This is a genomic window from Mesorhizobium sp. M2A.F.Ca.ET.037.01.1.1 (assembly GCF_003998075.1).
GTDB lineage: Bacteria > Pseudomonadota > Alphaproteobacteria > Rhizobiales > Rhizobiaceae > Mesorhizobium.
On the sequence record NZ_RZSA01001182.1, the window covers coordinates 1 to 1,814 of the forward strand.

2 protein-coding genes are annotated in these 1,814 nt (G+C 61.6%); both read left to right on the forward strand.

From position 1 onward, the window contains the following. Positions 1-29: 29 nt before the first annotated feature. The gene (locus tag EOA27_RS34810) at positions 30-1,196 is read left to right on the forward strand and encodes an ATP-grasp domain-containing protein (RefSeq protein ID WP_127258556.1); all 1,167 of its coding nucleotides are present in this window, start codon (positions 30-32) and stop codon (positions 1,194-1,196) included. A 4-nt stretch (positions 1,197-1,200) separates the two neighbouring features. After that, positions 1,201-1,814 (forward strand): esterase family protein (locus tag EOA27_RS34815; RefSeq protein WP_127258558.1); only part of this gene is annotated, 614 nt, incomplete at its 3' end.

The window sequence follows — 1,814 nt, forward strand, 5'->3', positions numbered from 1 at the left end:
GCCAAGCGAAGCTCCGGGAGGGGTCGCCCATGAATTTCGTGTTCTTCTCGCCGCATTTCCCGGCCAACGGCGCCGAGTTCTGCGACCGGCTGAAAAAGGCCGGCGCCACCGTGCTCGGCATTGGTGACGCGCCTTACGAGACCCTGAACGGCAAGCTGAAGGCCGCGCTTTCGGAATATTACCGCATCGCGGACATGGAAGATTACGATGCCGTGTTCCGCGCGATGGGGCACTTCATCCACAAATGGGGCCGCATCGACCGCTTCGAGTCGCTCAACGAGCATTGGCTGGAGCTCGAGGCCAATATCCGCACCGACTTCAACATCTACGGCACCAAGCTCGACTTCGTGAAGAATCTGAAGCGGAAGAGCCGCATGCGCGCCTTCTTCCGCAAGAGCGGCGTCGAGACCATCCCGCAGCGCAAATGCTCCGACCGTGCCGGCGCCATGACCTTCATCCGCCGCGTCGGCTATCCGGTGGTGGTCAAGCCGGATTCCGGCTCGGGCGCCTCCAATACGTTCAAGATCTCCAATGCCAGGGAGCTCGACCAGTTCTTCAGGGATAAGCCGGAGGACGTCACCTTCGTCATGGAACAGTTCATCGAGGGGCTGGTGGTGACCTTCGATGGGCTGGTCAACCGCGACGGCGAGGTTGTGCTGGCGGCCAGCCACCGCTACGACCAGAGCATCATGGACGCGGTCAACAAGGACCGCCACATGAGCTACACCTGCTTCCCCGAAATCACGCCTGCGGTGGAGGAGGCGGGGCGCAAGATCCTCAAAGCGTTCGACGTGCGCGAGCGCTTCTTCCACATCGAGCTGTTCGAGACCAAGGACAAGCGCGTCATCGCGCTCGAGGTCAACATGCGCCCGCCCGGCGCCTGGATGACAGACGCCATCAACTACACATTCGACATCGACGTCTATGCTGCCTGGGCCGACATGGTGGTCAAGGATGCCGCCGGAGGCCCCTACAAGGGGAAGTATTTCACCGCCTATGCCAGCCGCAAACGCCATATCGACTATTTGCACAGCCATGCGGACGTGCTAGCCGCCCATGGCGACAAGATCGTCCATCATCAGGCCATCGAAGAGGTTTTCAGCCGCGCCATGGGCAATTACGCCTACCAGATGCGTTCGAAGGATCAGAAGGCACTGCGCCAGGCGGTCGACTATATCCACGCGGAAAAGGCCTGAGCCAATGGACGTCTCCTATCACAAGGGCCATGCCCGTAGTCTCGGCCGCGACATGGAATACAAGCGCTACGGTCATGCCGGGCGCCCGGTGGTGGTGTTCCCGACCTCGCAAGGACGGTTCTACCAGTTTGAGGATTCGGGCGGGGTTGGCGCGCTTGCCGAGTTCATCGACACCGGCCGCATCCAGCTCTTCACGCTGGACGGCATCGATTCGGAATCCTTCTTCAACAAGCATGCCGATGCGGCGCATCGCATCGCGCGGCACGAGGCCTATTTCCGCTATGTGCGGGAAGAGGCGCTGCCGGAGCTGCAGGCGGTCGCCGCCAAATCCAATGGCGGCCGCCCCTTGAAGCCATTGTTCTGCGGCTGCTCGATGGGCGGCTATCATTCGTCGAATTTCGTGTTCCGGTTCCCGGAACTGGCAAGCGGCGTGATCTCGCTGTCCGGCGTCTATTCGGCCCGCGACTTTTTCGGCCGGCAGCTGGAAGGCAACATCTATTTCAATTCGCCGCTCGACTATCTGCCGGGCATCGTCGACCAGAAGCTGCTCGGGCGGCTCAGGGCGCTGAGGCTGATTTTCTGCTGCGGGCAGGGCGCCTGGGAAGAGCGCATGCTGGT

What these genes read in the sequence shown, in the direction of transcription:
- EOA27_RS34810 (WP_127258556.1), top strand. Translation starts at nt 30, where the DNA reads ATGAATTTCGTGTTCTTCTCGCCGCATTTCCCGGCCAACGGCGCCGAG.